Source organism: Actinosynnema pretiosum, assembly GCF_024171695.1.
Taxonomy (GTDB): Bacteria; Actinomycetota; Actinomycetes; order Mycobacteriales; family Pseudonocardiaceae; genus Actinosynnema; species Actinosynnema pretiosum.
Window position 1 is genome coordinate 118,338 of the sequence record NZ_JAMTCF010000008.1, and the last position, 23,025, is coordinate 141,362.

Sequence of the window (23,025 nt, forward strand, 5' to 3'; positions counted from 1 at the left end):
ACGTGGGAGGAGTCGATCGCCGCGCGGGACCGGTCGATCCTGTTCGCCGCGTGCAGTTCGGCGAGCATCACCTCGTGCAGGCGCTGCCAGACCCCCGCCTCGGCCCACTCGAGCATTCTGCGGCGGCAGGTCGAACCCGAGCCGAACCCGAGCTCGGTGGGCCGGTCGGCCCACTCGATGCCGGTGTGCAGCACGAACAGGATGTCCTGTAGGCATTCACGGGCGGGCAGCCGTTTGCGGCCGGGGTGGCGAAAGTTCCTGGTCCGGACCGGAATCAACGGCTCGACCAGGTCCCACAGTTCGTCATCGACGATCCACGGCGCAGCCATGCCCCACCAGGTTCCCCACCAGCCAAAACCCCAACCAACTCATTCTGAAAGGAGGTCTTAGCGTGTGCGACGCCGATCCCGGTGGAAGCGTCTGGATCCCGGCCGTCAGGCGCGGCTGGTGCTTGCCCACCTGCGCAACGGCGACAGCTGTGCCCGCCTGGCCGCCTGATTCGGAGTTCCATGCAGCACCGCCTGGCGCTACGCCCCGGAAGCGGTGGATCTTCCCGGAGCCTTGGCCGATGACTTCCTCGCAGCAGGTCAACGCCTCCCGGCTCGCCTACGCGATCTTCGATGGCACCCTGGTCCCGATCGGCCGCGTCGCTGACCAGAAGCCCTGCTAATCAGGCAAAACACCACCACCACCACCACCACGGCGTCAGCGACCGGGTTCTCGCCGACCCGGCGGGTCGGCTGGTGTGGGCATCGGCGGCACTGCCCGCGGCCCGCACCTACTACCTGATCGACATGCTGACCGGGCATGGGAGGCACCACTTCGCCGACAAGGCGTACCAGGGGGCGGACGGTGCGGTGCGCACACCGTTCAAGCGCCACGGCACACTTCCTCACCTGTCACCCGGTCAGAAGGCGCCCAATCGGGCACACGCCCGCGTCCGAACCCTCGGCGAATGCGCCGCCTCACTGCTCAAGGGCTGGAAATTCCTGACCAAGATCCGCTACTGCCCACGCCAGGCCACCGCGCTCATCGTGGCCCTCCTCGTCCTGCCACCACATCAAGCCTCGCCATTAACCACGATGAAAAAGGCTCAGTGTTCGAGGGGGCCAGTGCGTAGAGCCTTTGACCGAGCACGGCGTCGAGGTGGAGGAAGTCCGACGCGATGATGCCCTGGACTCAGATATGAGGACCTGTCGCCAGGTCGGGTCGGTATGGCGAATGCCGGGTCGCTGCCCACGCTGCGCAGGATCCGTCAGACCGTCGCGTGGGTGATGTGGTGGCCGAGCCGGGCCAGTTCACCTTGGATCCGTTGACGGCTCCCACGGCTGGTTCTCTCCGGCAAACCGCAGCACGAGCGACTTGACTGCCGCTCGTGTCGGTGACCGTCCGGCTCATCGAGGCGCGGAGCAGCCCACTCGCGGGCCGTGAATCTGTAATGCCTGCCGAGCATGGCACCCGGCGTCACCGGGAAGACTTCTACCAACGGCGACGATCTCTCAATCGGACAGGGCAGCGAACCAGAACCGGTCTGAGGGCTCGTAGCGGACCGGACCTACCAGCCGCCTGCGAAGAACCGCGTTCTCGTGCCGCAGTACTGACGGTTCGGCGTCCTTCGCCGCCTCGCGGTGCAGCAGCAGCACCAACGGAACTGGCAGCAACTTCCGGGGCATCCCCTGCATCAGGGACACGATCACCCGGCCACGCCCAAGGACGGTGGTTCCCCTCTGCTGGCGGAGAGGAATTTGGGGCTGCACAAGATCACGGGCTGGCGTGAGCGGCCCGAGATGCGGTCATGGGGTCGGTTCGACCGCGTCGTAAACGGTCAGGGAGAAGGAGTCCTCGGCGAGGAAGTCGTGCCCCTCGAAGCCTTCCAGGTGCACGTGCCCCTTCGGGACACCCGAATCCGCGCTGGCCCGGACGATCATGCCGAGTGTGGCCAGGTGCCGTTCCGGACCCCGGATCGCCAGGTCGAGTGCCGTTCGGTCGACGGTGATCCGGACCGTTGGCGTGTCCACCGCGTCCACGGACAGCGTCTCCAGCGCCACACCGTAGGGAGTGACGCTCTTCGTGGTGACCAGTTCGAACCTGCCTCGACCGCGTTCCAGCGCCGCCGCGAGTTCGGCGTACTCCTGGGGCGTCCCGGACAGCGCCGCCTCGTTCGTGGTCGTGGACAGTGCGACGATCATTGCCTTCTCACGGTATGTCGCCCGGCCGGATCGTGGACGGGTCGATCGGGATGTGCGGGTCGTTGTACGGGCCTGAGCGTATCGGGTTGCCGTTCACCTGCGTCTCGAGGTTGAGGTGCGGCCCGAGCTGTTGCACGTGAGGGCTGGCTGGGTTGATGTCGAAGCGCGCCACGCTGGCGATCCGGTTGCCCGCGCTGTCGGTGGAGGTGCCGATGAACTGGTAGCCGCCGCTGCCGGAGGGAACGACCCGTGCGTTGTCGCCGGCGTGCCGGGCGCCCAGTTCGACCGCTTCGTCCATCGAGATCGGGCCGGGGACCTGGGGCGGCGGCGGGTTGGTGTGCGATCCGGTGCCGAGCGCGTGCGAGCCTCCCGGTGCGGGGGAGAGGCCCAGCGGGTCGATGAACCGCGTCGGGTTCGGCACGTAGGCACGGGGGTTCGGGGACGGGCGGATGCCCAGCGGGTCGTCGGTGACGTACCGCCCGATCTCGGGGTCGTAGTAGCGCGAGTAGTTGTAGTGCAGATCTGACTCGCGGTCGTGGTACTGGCCTGGGAACCGCAATGGCGTGGCCGGGAGCGCCGTTCGACCCCACAGCGTGGTCTGCTCCTGGCGCACCACGTGACCATTCGGCGCGACTAGTTCGGTGGGGGCGCCCACGAGGTCGGTGACGATCGAGCGGAACTCGCGGTCCACCCATGCGGCGTCGTGGGTGGGGACCCGCAGTCGCTGCGCCACCGGCCGCATCCCGGTCGTGTCGTGGTCCCAGGTCATCGCCTGGAGGGGGTCGATCTGCTCGGCGAGCACCGTGCCGTCCCAGACGAACTCCGTCCGCTCCACCACCTCCCCAGTCGGACCGGTCCGCTGCTTGGCGATGCGCCTGCCCAATGCGTCGTAGGTGTAGTGCCAGCGCGCTTGGTCCGGTGTGACGACCTCGGTCAGCCGGTCATCGGCGTCCCAGGTGTAGTGCCAGACGTCCGGCTTGCGCGAGAGCCTGCTCCGCACCCGCCGCACGACCCGGCCGCGGTGGTCGTGGTCGAAGCGGGTCTGTCCCGCCTGGCGCAACAGCTTGCCCTCGTAGGCGAAGGAGGCAGGCTCCGCGCCGGGGACCTCGACCTGGGCCAGGTTGCCGGTCGGGTCGTACGCGTACTGCTCTGACCAGTGCGGACCGTGTACGGAGACGACCCGGCCGAGCGGGTCGAGGTCGTAGGTCCGCGGGCCCGCAGGCTCCTCGATCGTCGTGAGGTAGCCGTCGGCGCGGTAGTGGTACCGGCGGTGGGCGATCCGCCGCTTCGCGCCAGATCCGTCCACGACGGACATGTCCTGGTCGGCCAACCTGCCTGCGGCGTCCCAGCGCTGGGTCAGCACGGCGGTTCCGAACCGTCGACCTACTTCGCGCCCCGCTGCGTCATAGGTGAACTCCAGGGGGTGGACGCCGCCACGCAGGGCTGTCGGCAGGTGCGACGGGTCGTACGTCCAGTCGGATCGAGCGCCGGTGGGGGTGACCCTGCTCACGCGCCGACCGACCGCGTCGTACCGGGACGTCAACGTGCGCCCGTTGGTGCTCTCCTCGATCACCCGGCCCAAGGCGTCGCGACGCAACGCGGTTTCAGCGTGTCCGTTCGCCGCCCACACCACGCGACCAACCGCGTCATACCTGAACCGAGACGTGCCAGTCGGCGTCGAGCGGGTGAGGACCCGGCCGAGCGGGTCGAGTTCGAACTCGACGTGGTCGGCCGGTCCGCGTGACCGCCGCACGACCCGCCCGGCGGCGTCACGCGTGTAGTCGAGGGTCTGGCCGCCGTAGCCGATCTCGCGCACCAGCCTGCCCGCGGCGTCGTACTCGTATCGCCAAACCGAGCCCGTCTGGTCGGTCACCGACACCAGCCTGAGCTCGGTGTCGTAGTCGAAGTGGAGAGCGCTGCCGTCCGGCAGGATCCGCGAGGCTGGCACGTCGAAGTGGGTGGGTCGCGTGCTCGTCCGCTGCCCGACCCGGTCTACGTGCTCGACCTCGTTGCCCTCGGCGTCGTAGCGCCACGACTCGCCCGACCCGTCCGGGTGGGTGCGGGCGAGGAGCTTGCCCTCGACCGTCCACGACAGCGCGGTGACCCCGCCGGTCGAGTCGATGATCTGCCGCACGCGTCCCATGACGTCGCGGGTGTAGCGGGTGGTGGCGCCGCGGGCGTCGGTGACGGCGATCGGGAGGCCTGTGGCGTCCACCTCGGTCCGGTGCGTGCCGCCCGCCGCGTCCACCACGGCGGTCAGGCCACCGTTCCCGCTGTACTCGTAGCGGGTCAGCGCGCCGCTCGGGTCCGTCACCGCGACCAGGTTGCCCCGTGAGTCGTAGTCCTTCAGCCACACGGCCCCGTCGGGATCCACCTGACGCGTGGGTTGGCCGAACTCGTTGCGCTCGGCGAGCAGTTGAGTCCCGTCGGGCCGGGTCAGCACCAGGATCTCGCCGTCGTCGTCACGCAGGTACGACGTCATGAGGCCGAGCGCGTCGGTGGTGGACACGAGCCGGTCGTAGCGGTCCCACTGGAACAGCGTCTGGTTGCCGAGTGGATCTACCCGCCGCACCAGTTGGCGGACGTCGTTGAAGTGGTGTTGGGTGACGTGTCCGAGTGAGTCGATCTCCCTGGTGATGCCTGCCGCTGGGTTGTACTCCACTTCGCCGGTCAGAGCGCCACCCGAGCCGGTCGTGCGCACGCAACGGCCATCGTGGTCGTACTCGTAGCCGTACCACTCCTGGTTGCGGTCGATCCACCTGGTGATCCGACCCGCGTGGTCGTACTCGAACCGCAGCGCCGCGCCGGAGGAGTTCAGCACCTCGGTGAGCCGGTTGTCGTCATAGCGGTAGGAGACCAGCGTGATCTCGCTACCCGCGGGGTTGACCAGCCTCAGCCCGGTGACGCGGCCGGTCTCGGTGTCCACGGCGATGTCGTAGCCACCGCTGTGCCGGATCCGGGATGGCAGCGCCCCCGTGTACTCGAAGTCGATCCGGTTGCCGTTGCGGTCGGCGATCGCGCTGATCGGCGCGTGAGCCGCGTCCGGAAAGTGCAGCGACCGCCCGCTCTTGGGTTGAGTGATCACGTAGCCGGAATCGGTGCGAGCCAACGACCAACGCGCGCCCTCCACCGGTAGCACGGGGGCGCCGCTGCTCGGCGGGAGCGGGTAGACGAGCACGACGCCGTCCGGGTCGGCGAAGTGAACGCCGTGCTCGTCCACTTCCAGCCTCTGGTCCAGCGTGGAGGCCCACGACGGGCCGAACAGCCGTCCGGCGCGGTAGGACGACACGTGCACGCGTCCGACCAGCAGTGACAGCACGCCGGGCAGGTCGACGTCGATCTGCGCCAGATACATCTCGCCGGAGGCGAGGTCGATCGGCTCACGGCCCTCGCAGCGCCCCTCGGGGGGCTGCGCCCGATCGCGCGGGTTGGGGGTGTCCTCGCGCAGACTCGGTTGGTCGGGACCGCTCGAGCGCGGCCTGCCGGAGCCAGACTGTGGCGACTCGTTGTTGTTGGTGCCACCGGGTGTCGTGTCCGAAGACGCGGTGTCCGGTGACGCTGTGCTCGATGGCGACGTCGTTCCGGAGGGCGATGTCGTTCCGGACGGTGACGTGGTGCCTGACGGGCTGGTGGTGCCGGAGGACGAGGTGGTGCCCGATGGCGAGGTGGTGCCGCCTGGTCCGCCCGCGGTGGGCGCGTCGGGTGCGCTCGGTGCGCTGGACGGGGTGGTGGTGCCGGGGCTGCCGGGTGCGTCGGCGCGACGGCCGAGCGCGCCCAGCTTCTGCATGATCTCGCCGAGCTTGTCGAGGACTTGGCGGATGCGTGGGGCGACGTTGCCGATGGTCTTGACGAGTTTGCGGACGAGGTCGGCGATGCGGTTGCAGACGCGGGCGATGGTGGAGGTGGCCTGGGCGACGATGAGCGGGGTGGCCAGGCCGAGGGTCGCGACGGCTTCCAGCGCCCAGGTGATGAGCTTTCCGACGACTTCGGCGACGAGGTCGCGGATGATCTCGCGGACGGCGGCGACGACCTCGCCCATGATCATGACGCCCGCTCCGACGCCCTCGGCCAGTGCGCCCGCGCCCGCGATGGCGTCGGCGGTCTGGGCGGCGTGGCCCCGGTAGGCGTCGGCAGCGGCGCCCTGCCAGCCCGGCGCGTCCTGCGCGCCCAGCTCCTCGGCGACGCGGGCGACCTCGGCGGCGACGTTGGACCAGGTCTCGCTGAAGGAGCGGATGACCGGCGGATCACCGGCGAACCAGTCCAGCGCCTCCTTCAGCGGCTGGACGTGCTCGATGAGCCAGCCCACGCCGTAGGAGGCGACGGTGCCGATCGGGTCTATGACCATCGACAGCACTTCGAGACCGACGCCGATGCCGCCGAGGCCTGCGGCGACCCAGCTGCCGTCGGAGATGCCCTGCGCCAGGTCGTTGGCCGACTCGGCGACGCCGATGCCGGTGACCGCCGTCGTGTCGCTCTGCGGTGCTGCGATCAGAGGGTTGTTCACGTGTTCACCCCGTCGAACCGCGCGGACTCGCCGGTCACCGCCTCACCGCAGGTAGCTCTCGTCGGTGAAGTCGCCGTCATCACCCGGCTTGCGACGCGGCGGTGCCGCAGGGCGGTCACGCTCACCGCGCCGTTCGTGGCCGAGGCGGTGATGGAGATCCGCTCGACCTCCTGCCGCGTCGACTCGTACCGGGCGGCCTTCTCCTCGGCGTCGCGCTCCCAGTCGTCCACCGAGCGCTGCGCGTTGACCAGCGGATCGGTCATCGGCTCCCCCTCCGGTGACGACGAGATCGGGCAAAGCTACTGTCCCCGGGACGGCGCACCATGCCGATTCGCTCCCAAGATGACCGGATCGGCCCAACCGTTCACCCTGACCGGTGACCTCGGACCTGGACCGGCCGTTGACGTGAGCTGACCTCGACGCACGTCCGCGGACCTCGGTCACTCGATCCGCGCACACGCGACGCTCGCGGCGATCGACGTGGAGGGCGGCAGTCACCCGTGGCAAGACCGCTCAGTGGTCCACCCGGTCCGCACGACAGGTCGTCGACACGGCCTCCTCGACCGGCAGGCGTGTGCCGCGTTCGAAGGCCGCGGTGAAATCACCGTCGCCCAGGGTCGACCGCGCCGCCGCCGCGATGCGGTCCACGTCGCCGCGCTCGGCCTCGGGCAGGGGGGCTTCCGCGGAGCGGCGGGCCGAGTCGGCCGCGCCCAGCAGGCAGGCCGCGCGTTCCGCCGCCTGCCGCGTGGCCCTGGCCGCCTCGGCCCCCGCCAGACCCTCCAGGGACAGCGCGAGCGCCCTCGGTTCGGCCAGGACCCGTGCCAGGTCCAGGCTGTGGAGGTGCTGGGTGGTGGCCTCGTCTGCGTTGCCGCGCAGTTCGGCGATGAAGCCCAGTTCGGCGTGGAGCAGGTGGTCGCCCGCCAGGGACGAGAAGCCCTCGTGGTCGTCCCGGATGTGGTGCAGGTGCTCTTCCGCGGCGGCCAGGTCGCCCGCCCTGCGGGCGCCCAGCGCCAAGCCCATCCTGGAGTGGATCTGGCCGTAGGTGTAGCCGTGCTCCACGGCGATGCGGTGCGCGCGCTGGTGCAGATCCCGTGCGCGGTCCCAGTCGCGGTCCAGGAGCGCTAAGCGACCCAGGCCCGACAACCTCGCCGACACCTCCGCGTGCAGGCCCAGCTCCTGGGCGATGAGCAGACCCTCGTGCTGGCAGCGCACGGCGTACTCGTACTCGCCCTTGATCTCGGCCAGCGTCGCCAGCGGCGGGATGGTCTGCATCTCGCCCCAGCGGTCGCCCAGCCTGCGGAACGACTCCGCGCTGCGCCTGCCGTCGCTGCCCAGGGCCGCCAGGTCGCCGCGCACCAGCGCCAGCATCGCGCGCAACCCCAGGGAGGCGGCGACGCCCCACTCGTCCCCGGCCTCGGTGGACAGGTCGAGCGCCCGTGCGTTCACCGCCGCGGACCCGGTCGTGTCGCCCGCGCTGAACAGGCCGTAGGCGCACAGCCACAGCGCGCGGGCACGTCGTTCCGGAACGGGGATGGCGTCCGCCGCCGAGGCTGCCGCTGCCGCGTGGTCGCCGTTGAGCAGGGCGAACGCCCCGTGCAGCGCGGCGAGTTCCGGCGATCCGGGCGCGGCGGCCAGTGCTGCGGCCAGCGCGGCCCTGCCCTCGGTGAGGCGACCGCGCAGCAGCCACCACCACGACAGGGCGGTGGCCAGCCGGACCGCCTCGTCGGAGCGCGCGCGTTCGAGGGCGTGCTCCAGCGCGGCGCGCGTGTTCGCGGCCTCGGCGTCGAGGCGGCTCAACCACACCTGCTGCTCCGCGCCGCGCAGCCGGGGTTCGGCGCGCTCGGCGACCCCGAGGTAGTGGCGCAGGTGGTGGTCGCGCGTCGAGGTGTAGTCCTCCATCTCGTGCAGCCGCTCCGTGGCGTAGGCGGACACCGACTCCAGCAGCCGGTAGCGGGGGCCCGCCGGGCCGTCCGCCACCACGACCACCAGGGAGCGGTCCACGAGCCTGGTCAGGAGGTCGAGCACCTCTGCCCTCGACACGCCGTCGCCCGCGCACACCTCCTCGGCGCCCGCCAGGTCGCAGCCGTCGCGGTGCACGGCGAGGCGGCGCAGGACGATCCGCTCCGGGGCGCTGAGCAGCTCCCAGCTCCAGTCGATCATCGCCCGCAGCGTCTGCTGCCGCGCGGGGGCGCCGCGCTGCCCGAGGGTCAGGATGGCGAACCTGTCGTGCAGCCGCACGGCCAGCTCCCGGACGCCGAGCGCGCGCACCCTGGTGGCCGCGAGCTCCAGCGCGAGCGGGATGCCGTCCAGGCGGCGGCAGATCTCCGTCACGGCTTCGAGGTCGGCGCGGTCCAGGTCCGCCGCAGTGGGCGGGAATCCCGGCGCGGACGCGGCGGCGCGCGCGGTGAACAGCCTGAGCGCGTCCGGCGTCGGCAGCGGCTCCACGGCGAACACGCCCTCGCCCGCCAGGCCGAGGGGCTCCTGGCTGGTGGCGATCACGCGCAGGCCGCGCGCGGTGCGCAGCAGCAGCTCGGCGAGTTCGGTGGCGGCGTCGATCACGTGCTCGCAGTTGTCCAGCACGAGCAGCGTGCGGCGGTCGCGCAACGCGGTGGCGAGGCGTCGCGCGACCGTGGTCCCGCCCCCACCCGGCGCCGACGGCGAACCCTCCCGGACGCCGAGCACGCCCGCGATCACCTGAGCGAGTTCCGCCACCCCTGCGGCGTGCAGGCCGGCGAACTCCACCAGCCACACCCCGTCGGGGAACTCGTCCGGCCGGGTGGCGGCCTCGTGCGCGGCGACCGCGACCGCGAGGCTGGACTTGCCGACGCCGCCGGGGCCGGTGAGGGTGACCAGCCGCGCGTCGCGGTGGAGCTCGGCGAGCCGCGCCAGCGAGCGCTCCCGGCCGATCAGCGGGGTGAGCGCGTTCGGCAGGTTCGACCGCGCCTGCCGGTCCGGTCGGGGTTCCGCCGCCGAGGGCGGGCCCAGCTCGGTGTCCTGCCGGAGCACCGCCTGGTGCAGCGCCCGCAGCTCGGGGCTCGGGTCGATGCCCAGCTCCTCGACCAGGCGCGCCCGCAGGTCCTCGTACGACGTCAGCGCCTCGCTCTGCCGCCCGCTCAGGTAGAGCGCACGCATCTGCACCGCGCGAAGCCCCTCCCGCAGGGGGTGCTGGGGCACGACGGCCGCCAGCTCGCCGACGGCGAGCGCGTGGTCGCCCGCCTCCAACCTGGCCTTCGCCTGCTCCTCGACCGCTGCCAGCCGCAGCTCGGTGAGGCGGCGGGCGGACGGTCGCGCGAACTCCTCGTCCGCGAAGTCCGCGAACGCCGCGCCCCGCCACAGGTCGAGCGCCTCGGTGAACAGCGCGGCCCGCTCGCGCGGGTGCGCCGTCGACCTCGCCCGCGCCACCAGGTCGCGGAACCGGGCGGCGTCGAGTTCCTCGGCGGCGTCGAGCCGCAGCCGGTACCCCGGTGGCTGCCGCACGACCCGGTCCCGGCCGACGATCCTGCGCAGCTGGGAGATCTTGGCCTGTAACGCGCTCGAGGGCTTGCCGGGTGGCCGGTCACCCCACAGGTGGTGGATCAGGGCGTCGGCCGCGACGGGGTCGCCGTCGTGCGCGACCAGCGCCGCGAGCAGCGCGCGCACCTTGAGCTCGGGAACGGTGACCGGCTCCCCCGCCTCGTCCCACACCGCCAGCGGGCCGAGCACACCGAACCGCATGTCTCACTCCTGGTGTCCTGTCGTAGCCGACCGTAAGCCGATCGTAAGCGACTCCGAAGCACCCCTCGGCACAGTAACCACCACGTGGGAGGGAGTGAGATGACCAAGTACGCGGGCACCAGGGCGGCGGTGGACGTGGCGGCGGGCGAGATCAGCCTCGCCATCGCCAAGCGGCTCGCCGAGGGCGGCGCGCGGGTCGTGCTCACCGCGGCCACCGAGGCCGCGCGTGCCGACGCCAGGGCCGAGGTGGGTTCCGCCGCGCTCGTCGTCGCGTCCGCCGACCTCGCCGCAGCACTCGGTGGCGAGGGCCTCGACCTGGTGTTCGCCGACGTCCTGGCCGAGACGTCGCCGCTGCTGGACCGGCTGCTCGACGGCGGTTCGGTCGTGCTCACCACACCCACCTCGGCCGAGGCCGTCCGGGCGTTGACCGCCGTGATGGCCGAGCGCGGCGTCCGCGTCAACGCGGTCGCCCCGTTCGACAGTCGCGGCTGCGCCGAGGAAGTCGCCCGCGTCGCCCTCTTCCTGGCCACGGAGGCGACGTGCACCACCGGCGCCCACATCCCCGTCGACGGCGGCCTGAGCAGCCGTTGACCACGTCCGCAGGAAACCGGAGCAACACCACATGAGCGCAACACCAGAAACCACCCACGGCTCGGGAGCCGTGCCGACGGCGGACCGGGGCAGCTCCGGCGAACCGAAGCTGCCCCTGTTCGCCCTGCTCTCCCTCGCCACCGCCGTCTTCATCACCAGCCTCACCGAGACGCTGCCCGCGGGCCTGCTCCCGGCGATGAGCGGTTCCCTCGGCGTGAGCGAGTCGGCGACCGGGCAGACCGTCACCATCTACGCGCTGGGCACCGTGCTGACCGCGATCCCGCTGTCGTCGATGACCGCGGGCTGGCGGCGCAAGCGGCTGCTGCTCACCTCGATGGCGGGCTTCGCCGTCGCCAACACCGTCACGGCGGTGTCCTCGCTGTACAGCCTGACGATGGTGGCCCGGTTCGTCGCCGGTGTCGCCGCGGGCCTGGCCTGGGCGCTGCTCGCGGGCTACGCGCGCCGCATGGTCGCCACCCACCAGCAGGGCAGGGCGATGGCGATCGCGATGGCGGGCATCCCCGTCGCGCTGTGCCTGGGCGTGCCCGCGGGCACGTTCCTCGGCCAGGTGGCGGGCTGGCGCGCCGCGTTCCTGGCGATGACGGTGCTGACCGTGGTGCTGCTGGTCTGGATCGTCGTGGCCGTGCCGGACTACCCCGGCCAGGGGCGCGGCACGCGGCCGAGGATGCTGCCGACGCTGCGCGTGCCCGGCGTGACGCCGGTCCTGTTCGTCACGCTCGTCTTCGTCCTCGCGCACACCATCCTCTACGCCTACATCGCGACGTTCCTCGCCGGTCGCGGCATGGGCGACCAGACGGGCCTGGTGCTGCTGGTCTTCGGCATCGCGTCGATCCTGAGCATCTGGCTCGTCGGCGCCCAGATCCACCAGCGGCTGCGGGCGTTCACCGTCGGGAGCGCGCTGCTCGTCGCCGTGGCGGCGCTGGCGCTGGCCCTGGTCGGGGACAACGAGCTGCTGGTCTACGCAGCCGCCGCCCTCTGGGGACTGGGCTGGGGTGGCGTGCCGACCCTCCTGCAGACCGCGGTGGGCGACGCGGGTGGAGAGTCGGCCGACGCGGCGCAGGCCATGCTCGTCACGCTGTGGAACGTCGCGATGGCGGGCGGCGGCGTCATCGGCGGCATCCTGCTCGAGGCCGCCGGTGTCGAGTCGTTCCCGTGGAGCGTTCTGGTGCTCATGCTGCCGGTGCTCGCGGTGATCGTCCTGGCTCGCAGCCACGGTTTCCCGGTGCGGCGCACCGGGTCCTGACGGCGGCCCGGCCGCCACGGCAGATGTTCGGCGACGTTTAACCGGTGCAGTTGTTTCACCCATTCCGACCGGTTCGGGATTGCGTGGCGCACATGTCGGTTCGCGCTGGTCAGGTACCGAAATGGCAAAGTAGCGATAGGGGGGTGAAGGGGAGCGGTGCTGACCGGTGCGGTGAGCCTTTTTCATCGTGGTCGGCGGCGGGTCTCGATGGGGCGCGGGACGAGGATGGCCGCGTCGATCACTCGCCCGACCCGGAACCGCGCTGTCGACGGCCAGGTGGAGCTTGGTCGTCAGTCCTGCGCGGGAGCGTCCGAGGCGCTCTCCGTCCGTAGCGTTCCAGCAGGTCACGCCACGGGGCGTCGGTGCGTTCCTTCCGCAGGACCGCGTCGATGACCTGCCGGTGGCTGCGCCACCGACCACCACGTCGACCACTCTGCGCGGGCGGCAACGGCACGATCATCGCCCAGGCCTTGTCCGTCAGCTCACCACGTCCGACCACGCGCCATCATCAGCGCACGGTCATGAAAGATCCACAGGACGCGCCCCTGGAAGTCCTGGACCAGTTCTTCCAGTTCATCATGAGTCCAGTCGCCGGTCTTCGAGCGCGTCGGGAACCTTCGGGACTCCTCGTGCATGAGGCTGCAGAGGAGTTCTGCGCCAGCGCGGTCGAGCCGTTCCAGTTCTCGGAGTTCCTGGAGCGCGGCAATCGTCCACCCCCTTGAGTTCGGATGGAATGTGTGCGGAATTTCATGTCGCTGTCCCGCAATTTTGCGACTCTTGGCTTTGGTGGCACAAATTTGTGAAAGTTATTCGTAATGATGTTCTGCTGGTCGTACCTGTTCGCCGCTCTGGCCGTGCGGGACGGCGGTGTCGGACTTCCTTGACAAGCTGTGCGCGTGTACAGGTACGTGGATCCCGGTCCGGCACCGCCTGCGACGAGTCCGGCCACGGCCAAGGTCATGCGCAGGATGCGCCGGACCGGCACGCGTCCGGAGCTGGCGGTGCGCAGCGCGCTCCACCGGCGCGGCCTGAGGTTCGTGGTCGACCGCTCTCCTCCGGGCGCGAACCGCAGGCGGCGCGTCGACGTCCTGCTCCGGGGTGCGCGGATCGCGCTCTTCGTCGACGGGTGCTTCTGGCACTCGTGCCCCGAGCACGGCGTGCTCCCACGCGCGAATCGCGACTGGTGGAGGGTGAAGCTGCGGGGTGTCGTGCTGAGGGACCGCGATACCGATGCGCAGCTCACCGCAGCCGGGTGGTTGGTCGTCCGCGCGTGGGAACACGAGGACCCGCTGGACGTCGCGGCGCGGGTCCACCTGCTCGACGCCGGGAGGAGGCCGGTGGTGCGGGGGAGGCGTGCTGGCGCCTGAGGGCGGACCTGCGAGGTGCCTGTGCGCGCCACGCCCTTCGTCCGGCGCTGCCGGGGGACGAGCTGGGGGAGGTGTTCGACCGGCTCGTCTGCCTGGCCGGCGACGACGGCGCGGATCTGGTCCGGGTTCGTCGGGAGCGGTCGGGTGGCGGGGTGCTCAGCTCCGCGCGACCCGGGTGGGGGTGGTCGCGATTCTCAGCGCGGCCACCAGGTCCCGGTACAGGGCGTCGCTTTCCAGCAAGGTCGTGTGGGTTCCCGCGGCGCGCAGCGATCCCCCGTCCAGCAGGATGATCAGGTCCGCTTCGAGCACTGTGGACAGCCGGTGCGCGATGGTGATCACCGCGCCCTGGCGGGCCACTTCCGCGAGGGCGTCTTGGATCGCCGCCTCGGTCAGGCCGTCCAGTTGCGCGGTCGCCTCGTCCAGCAGCAGGATCTCCGGGGTGCGGACCAGCGCGCGGGCCAGGGCCACGCGCTGGCGCTCACCGCCTGAGAGCACCGCACCGGACAACGGGGTGTCCAGGCCCCTGGGCAGGGCGCGGGCCCTGGAATCCAGGTGCACGGCGCGGAGCGCGGTCCACAGGGCGGCCTCGTCGGCGTCGGGGTGGGTGTACGCCAGGTTCTCCCGCAGCGTGCCCGGCACCAGCGGGGTGTCCTGCTCCACGTACGCGATCCGCTTCCGCAGGACCGGCAGGGGGAACCGGTCCAGCGGCACCCCGTCCAGGGTCAGCTCGCCCCCTGCGGGCTCCGCGAAGCGCAGCAGCAGCGAGAACACCGTGGTCTTGCCCGCCCCTGACGGGCCCACCAGGGCGGTGTGGCCGCGTCGGGGGATGTCGACGCTCACGTCGTTCAGGACCGGGGCGTCGGAGTCGTAGCGCGCGGTCACGGCGCGCAGCGACAGGACCTGAGGGCTGTCGGGTGACGTGGGGGGTGGAGGGGTGGTGGAGGGCTGCTCCTCCTGCGGCAGGTCCGCGACCTCCTTGATGCGGGCTGCCGCCACCAGGCCGGACTGGAGCAGGGTGAGGCTCTGGGTGAGCTTCTGCACCGGATCGACCACGAGGAACGCGTAGAGCAGGAAAGCGATCAGGCTCGACACCGGCATCGCGCCCGCGCCCACGCGCCACGCACCCACCGACAGGATGATCAGGATCGCGCCGTGGAACGCGGCGCCCGCCAGCGTCCAGGAGAGCGCTTCGACCCGGACCGCGCGGATCCGCTGGCGCGCTGATTCCCCCGCCTCGGACAGGATCCGCTCGCTCTCGCGGTCCTCGGCGCGGCTGGCCTTGACGGTGCGGATCGCGCGCATCGCGCCCTCCAGCGCACCTCCCAGCCTGCCGATCGCCGCCTGGGCCTCCGTCTCGGCCGCCGCCAGCGGGCGCATCGGCAGGCTCATCAGCACGGCGATGGCCAGCAGCACGCCGACCACGACCACGAGCAGCACCCGGTCCAAGCCGGCCATCAGCAGCAGCGAGCCGACGATCGTCACCGTCGCGCCCAGGAACTCCAGCGCGGTGCCCGCCGCCGCCTCGCGCAGCAGCACGGTGTCCGAGGTGACCCTGGTGACCAGCTCGCCCGGCGACAACCGGCTCAACGCGCCCACGGTGGCCCTCGGCAGCTTGCGGACCATCCGGGTGCGGGCCTCCAGCACGATCCGCTCCGACACCCGGCCCAGCAGGAGCGAGCGGGCGAAGCCGAGCGCCGAGCCCAGCACCAGCAGACCGATCAGGACCAGGACCGCGTCGCGCGGCGTCGAACCGGTCGTCAGGCCGTCCAGGATCGACTTGGTGGCCAGCGGGGTCGCCAGCACCGTGGACGTGGCCCCGGCGGTGCACGCGAGCGCGACCGCCAGCGCCGCCCGGTGCGGGCGGGCGAACGACCACAGCGTCCGCAGGGGTGATAACTCGTCAGGTGAGGGGAGCGAGGCCATGAAGGGACTTCCTTCTCTGAAAGTAAGACATCGATGACTCAAGTTAGCACGTGTGAGTCTTAGAGTGGGTGTTGTTCTGCTAGGGTTCGGGCATGGGGGACCACGCTGCGGAATCCGGCACGCGAGCCCGAACGCGACGCGCGATCCTCGCCGCAGCCGCGCGGGTGCTGGCCAAGGACCGCGCCGCGACCCTCGCCCACATCGCGAAGGCCGCCGACGTCGGCCGGAGCACCCTGCACCGGTACTTCGCCGACCGGGACGAGCTGATCGGCGAGGCCGTCGCCGAGGCGTACCTGGTGATCCAGCGGGCCGTCGAGGACGCCGCGATCGGTGACGGGGCGCCGCTCGACGCGATGCGCAGGCTCGTCGAGGGGCTCGTGCAGACCGGGGACCTGCTGCTGTTCCTGCACGGCGACAGCCGCGTGCTCGACGGCGTCGACGTGGACGAGCGGGCGCCCAACCCCGTCACGCAGGGCGTGCACGACCTGATCGCGCGCGGGCAGCGCGAAGGCGTGTTCGACCCCGAGGCCGGCGTCGAGTGGGTCCACGACGTGCTCTGGGCGCTGGTCTACAGCGGGTGCGACGCGGCCAGCCGGGGGGTGCTGCCCCGGCACGGGGTCGCTGCGGCCGTCGTCCGGGTGTTCGAGGACGGGGTTCGGAAGCGCTGACCGCGCCCGGAACCGGTGTCAGGTGCTGGTCTGTCCAGTTCCGGACAACGGGTTCGGCTTCTCCCGGCTTCCGCTCGGCGGTTGTATGGCGGAATTGACAGTGAAGTGGCCGCGGTCGGGGCGGGGTCACGTCGGGGGACGACGGATCGAGAAGAGAACCCTATGGTGATTTCCGCTGCCGCCTTACCGCCTCGCCTGGTCGTGGTCGGGGCTACCGGGGCGCTTGGCTCCGCCCTGCTGGAGCTGGTCGTCGAGAAGCGGTTCCCGCACCGCGAGCTGGTGCTGTGCGCCTCGCCCCGCTCCACCGGGCGGCGGGTCGTCGTGGACGGGGTGCTGCACCCGGTTCGCCACGCCTCCGCCGATGATGTGGCGCTCGCTGAGGGGGACGTGGTGTTCCTCTGCGCCGATCGGGACATCAGCTTGAAGTGGGCCGACGCGGCTCGGTCGGCGGGCGCGCTCGCGATCGACCTCAGCGGGGCGCTCCACCGGGATCTCGGGGTTCCGCTGGTCGTGCCCGAGGTCAACGGGCACTTGCTGGAGAGGCCGTTGGGTGACGGGCTCGTCGCCAGTCCCAGTCCGATGGCCACGGCGCTCACCCGGCTGCTGCACCGGGTGCAGGAGACCTACGGGGTCCGCCAGGTGGTCGCCAGCACCTACCAGGCCGCCACGCATCTTGGGCGGCAAGGGGTCGAGGAGTTGTTGGAGGGCGCGGAGTTGGCGCTGCAGGACCCGGATGCCGAGCTTCCCGCGCACAGCACGCCCTTTCCGCTTGCCTTCAACGTGGTGCCCGCCGTCGGGGGAGTGCTGCACAACCGGTTCACCACCGAGGAGCAGCGGCTGGTCGGGGAGACGCGGCGGGTGCTCGGGTTGCCGTGGCTCAACATCACGGCCACCTGCGTGCACGTGCCGGTGGTCAGCAGCGACTCCGCCGCCGTGCTCGTCGAGGCCGAGTCGCCGGTGTCTCGGGCGGACCTGGTGGCGTTGCTCGGTTCGCTGCCGCGCGTGCGGGTGTACGACGCCGAGCAGCTCGAGGCGTCCGGGCCCACGCCGCTCACCGCCGCGGATCCGGACGTGCTGCACGTGGGGCGGGTCCGGGTCACGCCGCACGACCCGCGCGCGGTGTGGTTGTGGATCACGTTCGACAGCCTCCGGGCGGCCGGGGCGCTCAACGCCCTGAACGTCGCGAGCCTCGCCCTGTCCGTCGCCGAGCGGGGGCGGTCCGGGCGCACGGCCTGACAGGTAGCGCTCCTCCTGGGCTTCGTCGGCCGGGGGAGCGCCCGGTCAGCGCGGTGACGCCGGGCGGAACAGCAGCGTCGAGCGGTACGAGGACATCGGGTGGGGCAGCAGTGCGCTGTCCCACCCGTCGTCGTTCCGCGCGTCCCGGTCGACGGGGGCCCAGCCCCGCCCGAACGGCGCCGGAACCCGTCCGCCCAACCCCAGGGCCCACCTGCCCGACCTCAGCGCGCGGTCCACCGCCGCGCGGACGAACCCGGCCTGCTCGCGGAACGGCCGGTGCCGAAGGTGCGTCATCCCGACTCCAGTGATTCCCGTGTGCTGCTCGGGCGGAATTGCCCAGGTCGTCCCGAAGGTTGTCAGCAATCACGCTCAACTTCGAGCCTCATCGGTGTCCTATGGTGGCGTGGCCACTAGTGGAAACCGGATGACGTGGCTGCCGCGCCCAAGGGAGAGCAGGACCGTTGGACGAGCAACCGTTATTGGACGAATCACCGTTATCGGACGAACGCCCTCTGCTGGACGACGTCGTCGTCGACGCCTACCAGGCCGCGGTGCGCGCGGGCGCCTTCGTCGACGAGGAGATCTCCGAGAAGCTCGACGTCGAACCCCGGAAGGTGGTCGAGGCCCGCAAGCGCCTGCAGGAGCTCAGACTCCTCAGCGACGCCCCCGACGGGTGCCCCGCGGCCCCGCTGGACCCGGAGATCGTCGAGGCGGAACTCGTCTCCGCGCTGGAGATCTCCATCTCCCGCCAGCGCGGCCAGGTCGCCCGCATCCACCGCCAGCTGCGCTCGCTGACCACCGTCTACCGCTCCACCGAGCGCGACACCGGCGAGAACGTCCCGATCCGCGTGCTGGACAGCGCGGCGGACGTGCGGCGCGAGCTCGACCTGGCCAGGCACCGCTGCACGCAGGAGCGGATGGCGCTGCAACCGGGCGGGGGGCGGGCCGCGCACCTGCTCCAGGCCGACCTCGTGCACACCCAGGAGCTGCTGCGCCGGGGCGTGCGCATCCGCACGCTCTACCAGCACACGGCCCGCGCCAGCATGGCCACCTGGGCGTACGCCAAGCGGGTCGACGACGCGGGCGGGGAGGTGCGCACCGCCGAGGAGCTGTCCGAGCGGCTGATCATCTACGACCGCCGGATCGCGTTCGTGCCCAAGGAGCGGCGCGGGCAGGAGGCGCCGGGGGCCGCGGTGGTCACCGACCCGACGCTGGTGGCCTACCTGTGCCGCTCCTTCGAGGCGGCCTGGCAGGTCGGCAGGCCGTTCCCCGGTCCGGACGCGGCGGCGGAGGAGGACGGCCACGGGCCCGGCGCGGACCTGAAGGCGTCGATCCTGCGGTTGATGGGCATGGGCCTCAAGGACGAGGTCATCGCGCGCCGCCTCGGCATGGCCACCCGCACCTGCCGCCGGTACATCTCCACCCTCATGGAGGAGCTGGGGGCGGACAGCCGCTTCCAGGCCGGGTTGCTGGTGGGTCGGCGCGAGGCGGCGGACGTGGCCGAGGTCGCGGACGTGAGATCGCTCCACTCGTGACCCAAGGTCACCGGGGTGAATCAAAAGCCCTGGTCAGTAAGGGTTTTTCCGCTGCTGGACAACTGAATCGCGACTGACCGTAGCCGCTGTCCACTTCCGGCCGGTCCGCCTGCTGACATCCGCAATCCCTCGACCGGTGCTCCAGCGCCGTGCGAACTTGGCTGCACGAGATCGCCGAGGCGGTGGACCGCTCCCCTCTGGGAGCGTTCCCACACGCCGGGCGCCCCGCACCGGGCCACCGGTGCGGGGCGCCAATCCCGCGCAGAGGAGCAGCAGCGATGGCAGACCTGATCGGTCTGGAGGAGGCGGAGCGGCTGGACGTGGACGCGGTCCACGACCTCCACCGCCGGTACATCAACAAGAGCCAGGTCCGGCTGATGACCTCCTTCGGCTTCGGCCGGGAGCTGGTCGAGCGGGCCGAGGGCGCCTACCTGTGGACGAAGAGCGGGCGCCGCATCCTCGACTTCACCGGTGGCGTCGGCGTGCTCAACCACGGGCACAACCACCCCCGCATCCTGGAGGCCCGCCGCCGCTTCCAGGAGAAGCAGCGGATGGAGGTGCACAAGACCTACTTCTCGCCCTACCTCGCCGCGCTCGGCCACAACCTGGCGCAGCTGCTGCCGGGCGACCTGAACCGGTCGTTCCTGCCGAACTCCGGCGCCGAGGCGGTCGAGGGCGCGGTCAAGCTCGCCTACAAGTACCACCAGGGCAAGCGCAACACGATCCTGCGCTCGGACATCAGCTTCCACGGCAAGCTGCTCGGCTCCGGCGGCCTGACCGGCAGCACCCAGAACCACTTCGCGTTCCCCACCATCCCCGGCATCCGCACCTTCTCCTACGGCGACCTCGACTCGGTCCGCCAGGCGCTGGCCGAGGCGCGCGACGCCAACGGGCGCAGCGACGTGTACGCGCTGCTGATCGAACCGTTCAGCGCCTCCACGATCCGGTGGTGCTCGGAGGAGTTCCTGCGCGGGCTGCGGGAGCTGTGCACCGCCGAGGACATCGTGCTGATCTTCGACGAGATCTACACCGGCTGGGGCAAGACCGGCAGCCTGTTCTACTTCACCCGCTACGAGGGCCTGGTCCCGGACGTGGTGACCACGTCCAAGTCGTTCGGCGGCGGCAAGTCCTCCATCTCCGCCTACATCGCGCGGGAACCGCTGTTCCGCAAGGTCTACGACAACATGACCGACGCGATGATGCAGTCCACCTCGACCACCTACTACGGGTTCGGCGAGGAGGCGGCGACCGCGCTCGAAGCGATCTCGGTGGCCGTGGACGAGGACTTCCCGGCACGGGCGCGGGTCATCGAGGGGGTGCTGCGGCCGGGGCTGGAGCGCATCCAGAAGACCTACCCCGACCTCATCTCCGAGGTGGCCGGTTCCGGCGCGCTGCACGGGGTCTTCCTGTCCGGCGGGCCGAAGGTGCTCGACCTGGTGGGCAAGCTGCCGGTGAGTGGACCCGCGAAGGACCCGCTGATCCGCACCAAGATCATCACGGCGGCGGTCATCGACGCGCTCTACCGCGAGCACGACATCTACACCTACAACACCCTCAACGGCCGCAGCCCGATGATCGTCGCGCCGCCGCTGGTGGCGGGGGTGGAGGAGTGCGAGCGCTTCCTCGACGCGTTCGAGGCCGTGCTCGACCAGGGCATGACCAAGCTCGTCGGCCGTTTCGTCAAGGAGAGGGTGAGCTCGCTGTGGTGACTCCGGTTGAAGGCGCGGGCAACGGGCAGCTGCCCGCCAGGATCGCGGTCACCGGCGCGGCCGGGGTGCTCGGCTCGCAGCTGGTGAGCAGGCTGCGCGAGCAGGGCGTGGAGGTGCGCGCCTTCGACCTGCGGCCGATCGAGCCCGCGCCGGGGCTGGTGCCGTTCACCGGCGACATCCGCGACCAGGCCGCCGTGGCGCGGGCCGTCGCGGGCGCCGACGCCCTGGTGCACTGCGCCTCCGCGCTGCCCAGCTACCCGGCGGCCGACATCCGCTCGATCGTGGTGGAGGGCACCACGACGGTGCTCGAAGCCGCCCGCGTCGCCCGCGTCCCGCGCGTGCTGCACGTGTCGTCCACGGCGGTCTACGGGCTGCCCAAGATCGTGCCCACGACCGAGGACCACCCGCGCGAGCCGGTGGACACCTACAGCGGCGCCAAGGCCGAGGCCGAGGTCGTCGCCGACCGGTACCGGGCGGGCGGGATGCTGCTGCCGGTGCTGCGGCCCAAGACCTTCCTCGGGCCCGGCCGGATGGGGCTGTTCGACATGCTCTACCAGTGGGCCGAGGAGGGCCGGAACTTCCCCGTGCTCGGCCGGGGCGACGTGCGCATCCAGATGCTCGCGCTGTCCGACCTGGTGGACGCGGTGCAGACCGTGCTCACCGCGCCCGCCGACCGCGTCAACGACACGTTCAACGTCGGCGCCGCCCGGTTCGGCACGCTCCGCGAGGACTTCCAGGCCGTGCTGGACGCCGCCGGGCACGGCAAGCGCGTCCGGTCCGTCCCCGGCCGCCCGGCGGTCGCGGTGCTCAGCGCCCTGGAGCGCACCGGCATGTCCCCGGTCTACGGGCGCCTGCTGTTCAAGCTGCTCGCCGACTCCTACGTCAGCGTCGACAAGATCCGCGAGCGGCTCGGCTTCACCCCGAAGATGTCCAACCAGGACGCGATCCTCCAGACCTACGCCTGGTGGCGCGGCGCGCGCGCCTCGGCGGGCGCCAGGGCCGCGTCCGGCGCGACCGGCCGCACCAGCCAGGAGCCCTGGAAGCAGGGCGCGCTGTCGCTGGCCAAGGTCTTCTTCTGATCGCTCCACCCCCTTCCGCGCAGTCCCCCTGGAGGTGGCCGTCATCGGCGCCGGCCACCTCACCCCGTCGTGCCCACAGGAAGCGACACGAGGCATGTCCACCACCGATCCGGCCGTCGTCCCGAGGCCGTCCACCGACCCCCCTGACGCCGAGAAGCCGAACACCGAGAACCCGAACGCCGAAACGCCGAACACCCGACCGCGCTGGTGCCTGGGCACCCGGCTGGTCGTCGCCGCCACCGCCGCGTGGACCGCCTTCCTGGCCCTGCACGTCGCCCTGACCGGCCGCTGGTGGGTGTGGTTCCTCCTGGAGGCCGTGCCACCGGTGGCGCTGGTCGCCGTCCCCGCGCTGCTGCTGGCCGTCGTGCCGCTGGCCCGCCCGGTCCGCCGCCGCCTCACCCCGCTGCTGCTCGCCCTGCTGCTCGTCGGCGGCTATCTCGCGGGCGTCGGCCCCGGCTGGCGCGGTGACACCGGACCCGCCGGACCCGGCGACGCGCGGATCTCCGTCGTCTCCTGGAACAGCGACTACTGGGAGATGGCCGACGACCCCGAGGCGTTCTACGCGTTCCTGCGGGAGAAGGACGCCGACGTCTACCTCCTGCAGGAGTACCTGCACTGGGAGGGCGAGGGCCCGGTCCTGATCGACCACCTGGACCGGCTGCGCGCCGAGTTCCCCGGCTACCAGGCCGTGGTGGAGGGCGAGCTGCTCACCCTGACCCGGCTGCCCGTCGTCGCCACGCACGCCAGGGACGTGCCCGCCACCGACGACGCCTGGTACTGGCAGGGCCGCAAGGCGCAGCGCACCGACCTGCGCGTCGGCGACCGGGTGCTGTCGGTCTACAACGCCCACTTCCCGGTCCCGTTCCGGGTCGGCGACAACCCGCTGGGCAGCCGGTTCTGGAACTTCCTGGCCAAGCAGCACGACTGGCGCACCCGCGAGCTGGACGAGCTGCGCGCCGACCTCGCGGCCAACCCGAACACCTCCGTCGTGGCGGGCGACTTCAACTCGCCCTGGATGGGGAGCCTGCTCGGTCTCGACGGCGCGACCACGCACTCGCCCGGCGACGGCCCGCTGCCCGCCTTCTCCTGGCCACTGGCCGACTACCCGGTCCCCCGCGTGTGGCGCCTGGACTGGCTGTTCACCACCGGCGGGGCCTCCGTCCCGGACTACCGGTTCACCGCCAGCCCCGGCTTCTCCGACCACGCGGTCCAGGAGTTCACCCTCGTCGTCCGCGACGCGGGCTGA

The 23,025-nt window shown here is 71.6% G+C and carries 19 protein-coding genes and 1 pseudogene; 11 read left to right on the forward strand and 9 right to left on the reverse strand.

Translation table 11 applies throughout. The annotated features are described in order from the left end of the window. Nucleotides 1-329, reverse strand: a 329-nt coding sequence (locus LV78_RS17940) for a transposase (protein ID WP_253846406.1), incomplete at its 3' end; no start/stop codon positions are given. Nucleotides 330-390: 61 nt separating this feature from the next. On the opposite strand from LV78_RS17940, the pseudogene LV78_RS17945 reads away from it, so the two are divergent. Next, nucleotides 391-1,052: pseudogene (locus LV78_RS17945) on the forward strand (transposase family protein); the annotation flags it as partial. Between the two features lie 447 nt (nucleotides 1,053-1,499). On the opposite strand, the gene LV78_RS17950 reads toward LV78_RS17945, so the two are convergent. The 5 genes from LV78_RS17950 to LV78_RS17970 all read right to left on the reverse strand — a co-directional run bounded on the left by LV78_RS17950 (nucleotide 1,500) and on the right by LV78_RS17970 (nucleotide 10,407). After that, nucleotides 1,500-1,643, reverse strand: coding sequence for an integrase (locus tag LV78_RS17950; RefSeq protein WP_253846407.1), 144 nt, complete (start codon nucleotides 1,641-1,643; stop codon nucleotides 1,500-1,502). Between the two features lie 150 nt (nucleotides 1,644-1,793). Next, nucleotides 1,794-2,189: an Imm32 family immunity protein gene (locus LV78_RS17955; RefSeq protein ID WP_253846408.1), complete on the reverse strand. Its 396-nt coding sequence runs from the start codon at nucleotides 2,187-2,189 to the stop codon at nucleotides 1,794-1,796. A 7-nt stretch (nucleotides 2,190-2,196) separates the two neighbouring features. Beyond that, nucleotides 2,197-6,693 (reverse strand): RHS repeat-associated core domain-containing protein, encoded by a 4,497-nt coding sequence (locus LV78_RS17960; protein ID WP_253846409.1) that lies wholly within the window; start codon nucleotides 6,691-6,693, stop codon nucleotides 2,197-2,199. Next, a complete protein-coding gene (locus tag LV78_RS17965; RefSeq protein WP_253846410.1) occupies nucleotides 6,690-6,956 on the reverse strand; it encodes a hypothetical protein in 267 nt (88 codons plus the stop codon). The genes LV78_RS17960 and LV78_RS17965 overlap by 4 nt, the downstream gene beginning before the upstream one ends. A gap of 250 nt (nucleotides 6,957-7,206) precedes the next feature. Further along, a complete protein-coding gene (locus tag LV78_RS17970) occupies nucleotides 7,207-10,407 on the reverse strand; it encodes an ATP-binding protein (RefSeq protein WP_253846411.1) in 3,201 nt (1,066 codons plus the stop codon). Between the two features lie 99 nt (nucleotides 10,408-10,506). On the opposite strand from LV78_RS17970, the gene LV78_RS17975 reads away from it, so the two are divergent. Then, complete coding sequence (locus tag LV78_RS17975; protein ID WP_253846412.1) at nucleotides 10,507-10,998, forward strand: Rossmann-fold NAD(P)-binding domain-containing protein; 492 nt, start codon at nucleotides 10,507-10,509, stop codon at nucleotides 10,996-10,998. 31 nt (nucleotides 10,999-11,029) lie between these two features. Continuing rightward, a complete protein-coding gene (locus tag LV78_RS17980) occupies nucleotides 11,030-12,262 on the forward strand; it encodes an MFS transporter (RefSeq protein WP_253846413.1) in 1,233 nt (410 codons plus the stop codon). A 238-nt stretch (nucleotides 12,263-12,500) separates the two neighbouring features. Here LV78_RS17980 and LV78_RS42020 read toward each other — a convergent pair whose 3' ends face one another. Beyond that, nucleotides 12,501-12,722, reverse strand: a complete 222-nt coding sequence (locus tag LV78_RS42020; protein WP_372494959.1) for a hypothetical protein — start codon at nucleotides 12,720-12,722, stop codon at nucleotides 12,501-12,503. Between LV78_RS42020 and LV78_RS17985 the strand changes: the two genes are divergently transcribed. Further along, on the forward strand, nucleotides 12,652-12,984 hold the full coding sequence (locus LV78_RS17985; protein ID WP_253846414.1) for a hypothetical protein: 333 nt from the start codon (nucleotides 12,652-12,654) through the stop codon (nucleotides 12,982-12,984). The two genes, LV78_RS42020 and LV78_RS17985, sit on opposite strands and share 71 nt — an antisense overlap. Nucleotides 12,985-13,158: 174 nt before the next feature. Continuing rightward, complete coding sequence (locus LV78_RS17990) at nucleotides 13,159-13,629, forward strand: very short patch repair endonuclease (RefSeq protein WP_253846415.1); 471 nt, start codon at nucleotides 13,159-13,161, stop codon at nucleotides 13,627-13,629. A 156-nt stretch (nucleotides 13,630-13,785) separates the two neighbouring features. Here the strand turns inward: LV78_RS17990 and LV78_RS17995 are convergent, their stop codons facing one another. Next, nucleotides 13,786-15,552 carry an ABC transporter ATP-binding protein gene (locus tag LV78_RS17995; RefSeq protein WP_253846416.1) on the reverse strand — a complete coding sequence of 589 codons (1,767 nt, stop codon included), beginning with the start codon at nucleotides 15,550-15,552 and terminating at the stop codon, nucleotides 13,786-13,788. A gap of 92 nt (nucleotides 15,553-15,644) precedes the next feature. On the opposite strand from LV78_RS17995, the gene LV78_RS18000 reads away from it, so the two are divergent. Beyond that, on the forward strand, nucleotides 15,645-16,220 hold the full coding sequence (locus LV78_RS18000) for a TetR/AcrR family transcriptional regulator (RefSeq protein WP_253846417.1): 576 nt from the start codon (nucleotides 15,645-15,647) through the stop codon (nucleotides 16,218-16,220). Nucleotides 16,221-16,382: 162 nt separating this feature from the next. Continuing rightward, complete coding sequence (locus LV78_RS18005) at nucleotides 16,383-17,456, forward strand: aspartate-semialdehyde dehydrogenase (RefSeq protein ID WP_253846418.1); 1,074 nt, start codon at nucleotides 16,383-16,385, stop codon at nucleotides 17,454-17,456. 45 nt (nucleotides 17,457-17,501) lie between these two features. On the opposite strand, the gene LV78_RS18010 is transcribed toward LV78_RS18005, so the two are convergent. After that, nucleotides 17,502-17,750 (reverse strand): hypothetical protein, encoded by a 249-nt coding sequence (locus LV78_RS18010; RefSeq protein WP_253846419.1) that lies wholly within the window; start codon nucleotides 17,748-17,750, stop codon nucleotides 17,502-17,504. A gap of 185 nt (nucleotides 17,751-17,935) precedes the next feature. Between LV78_RS18010 and LV78_RS18015 the strand changes: the two genes are divergently transcribed. From LV78_RS18015 to LV78_RS18030, 4 genes are all read left to right on the forward strand, one after another. Then, nucleotides 17,936-18,991 carry a hypothetical protein gene (locus LV78_RS18015; RefSeq protein ID WP_253846420.1) on the forward strand — a complete coding sequence of 352 codons (1,056 nt, stop codon included), beginning with the start codon at nucleotides 17,936-17,938 and terminating at the stop codon, nucleotides 18,989-18,991. A gap of 278 nt (nucleotides 18,992-19,269) precedes the next feature. Further along, nucleotides 19,270-20,700, forward strand: a complete 1,431-nt coding sequence (locus tag LV78_RS18020; RefSeq protein ID WP_253846421.1) for an aspartate aminotransferase family protein — start codon at nucleotides 19,270-19,272, stop codon at nucleotides 20,698-20,700. Continuing rightward, a complete protein-coding gene (locus tag LV78_RS18025) occupies nucleotides 20,697-21,779 on the forward strand; it encodes an NAD-dependent epimerase/dehydratase family protein (RefSeq protein ID WP_253846422.1) in 1,083 nt (360 codons plus the stop codon). Before LV78_RS18020 ends, LV78_RS18025 begins: the two co-directional genes overlap by 4 nt. Nucleotides 21,780-21,873: 94 nt before the next feature. Then, a complete protein-coding gene (locus LV78_RS18030; RefSeq protein ID WP_253846423.1) occupies nucleotides 21,874-23,025 on the forward strand; it encodes an endonuclease/exonuclease/phosphatase family protein in 1,152 nt (383 codons plus the stop codon).

Excerpts from the sequence above, each read along its gene's own strand:
- LV78_RS17955 (WP_253846408.1), bottom strand. The coding sequence starts at position 2,189 with ATGATCGTCGCACTGTCCACGACCACGAACGAGGCGGCGCTGTCCGGG.
- LV78_RS17965 (WP_253846410.1), bottom strand. The coding sequence starts at position 6,956 with ATGACCGATCCGCTGGTCAACGCGCAGCGCTCGGTGGACGACTGGGAG.
- LV78_RS17970 (WP_253846411.1), bottom strand. The coding sequence starts at position 10,407 with ATGCGGTTCGGTGTGCTCGGCCCGCTGGCGGTGTGGGACGAGGCGGGG.
- LV78_RS17975 (WP_253846412.1), top strand. The coding sequence starts at position 10,507 with ATGACCAAGTACGCGGGCACCAGGGCGGCGGTGGACGTGGCGGCGGGC.
- LV78_RS17980 (WP_253846413.1), top strand. The coding sequence starts at position 11,030 with ATGAGCGCAACACCAGAAACCACCCACGGCTCGGGAGCCGTGCCGACG.
- LV78_RS17985 (WP_253846414.1), top strand. The coding sequence starts at position 12,652 with ATGACCTGCCGGTGGCTGCGCCACCGACCACCACGTCGACCACTCTGC.
- LV78_RS42020 (WP_372494959.1), bottom strand. The coding sequence starts at position 12,722 with ATGATCGTGCCGTTGCCGCCCGCGCAGAGTGGTCGACGTGGTGGTCGG.
- LV78_RS17995 (WP_253846416.1), bottom strand. The coding sequence starts at position 15,552 with ATGGCCTCGCTCCCCTCACCTGACGAGTTATCACCCCTGCGGACGCTG.
- LV78_RS18000 (WP_253846417.1), top strand. The coding sequence starts at position 15,645 with ATGGGGGACCACGCTGCGGAATCCGGCACGCGAGCCCGAACGCGACGC.
- LV78_RS18005 (WP_253846418.1), top strand. The coding sequence starts at position 16,383 with ATGGTGATTTCCGCTGCCGCCTTACCGCCTCGCCTGGTCGTGGTCGGG.
- LV78_RS18010 (WP_253846419.1), bottom strand. The coding sequence starts at position 17,750 with ATGACGCACCTTCGGCACCGGCCGTTCCGCGAGCAGGCCGGGTTCGTC.
- LV78_RS18020 (WP_253846421.1), top strand. The coding sequence starts at position 19,270 with ATGGCAGACCTGATCGGTCTGGAGGAGGCGGAGCGGCTGGACGTGGAC.
- LV78_RS18030 (WP_253846423.1), top strand. The coding sequence starts at position 21,874 with ATGTCCACCACCGATCCGGCCGTCGTCCCGAGGCCGTCCACCGACCCC.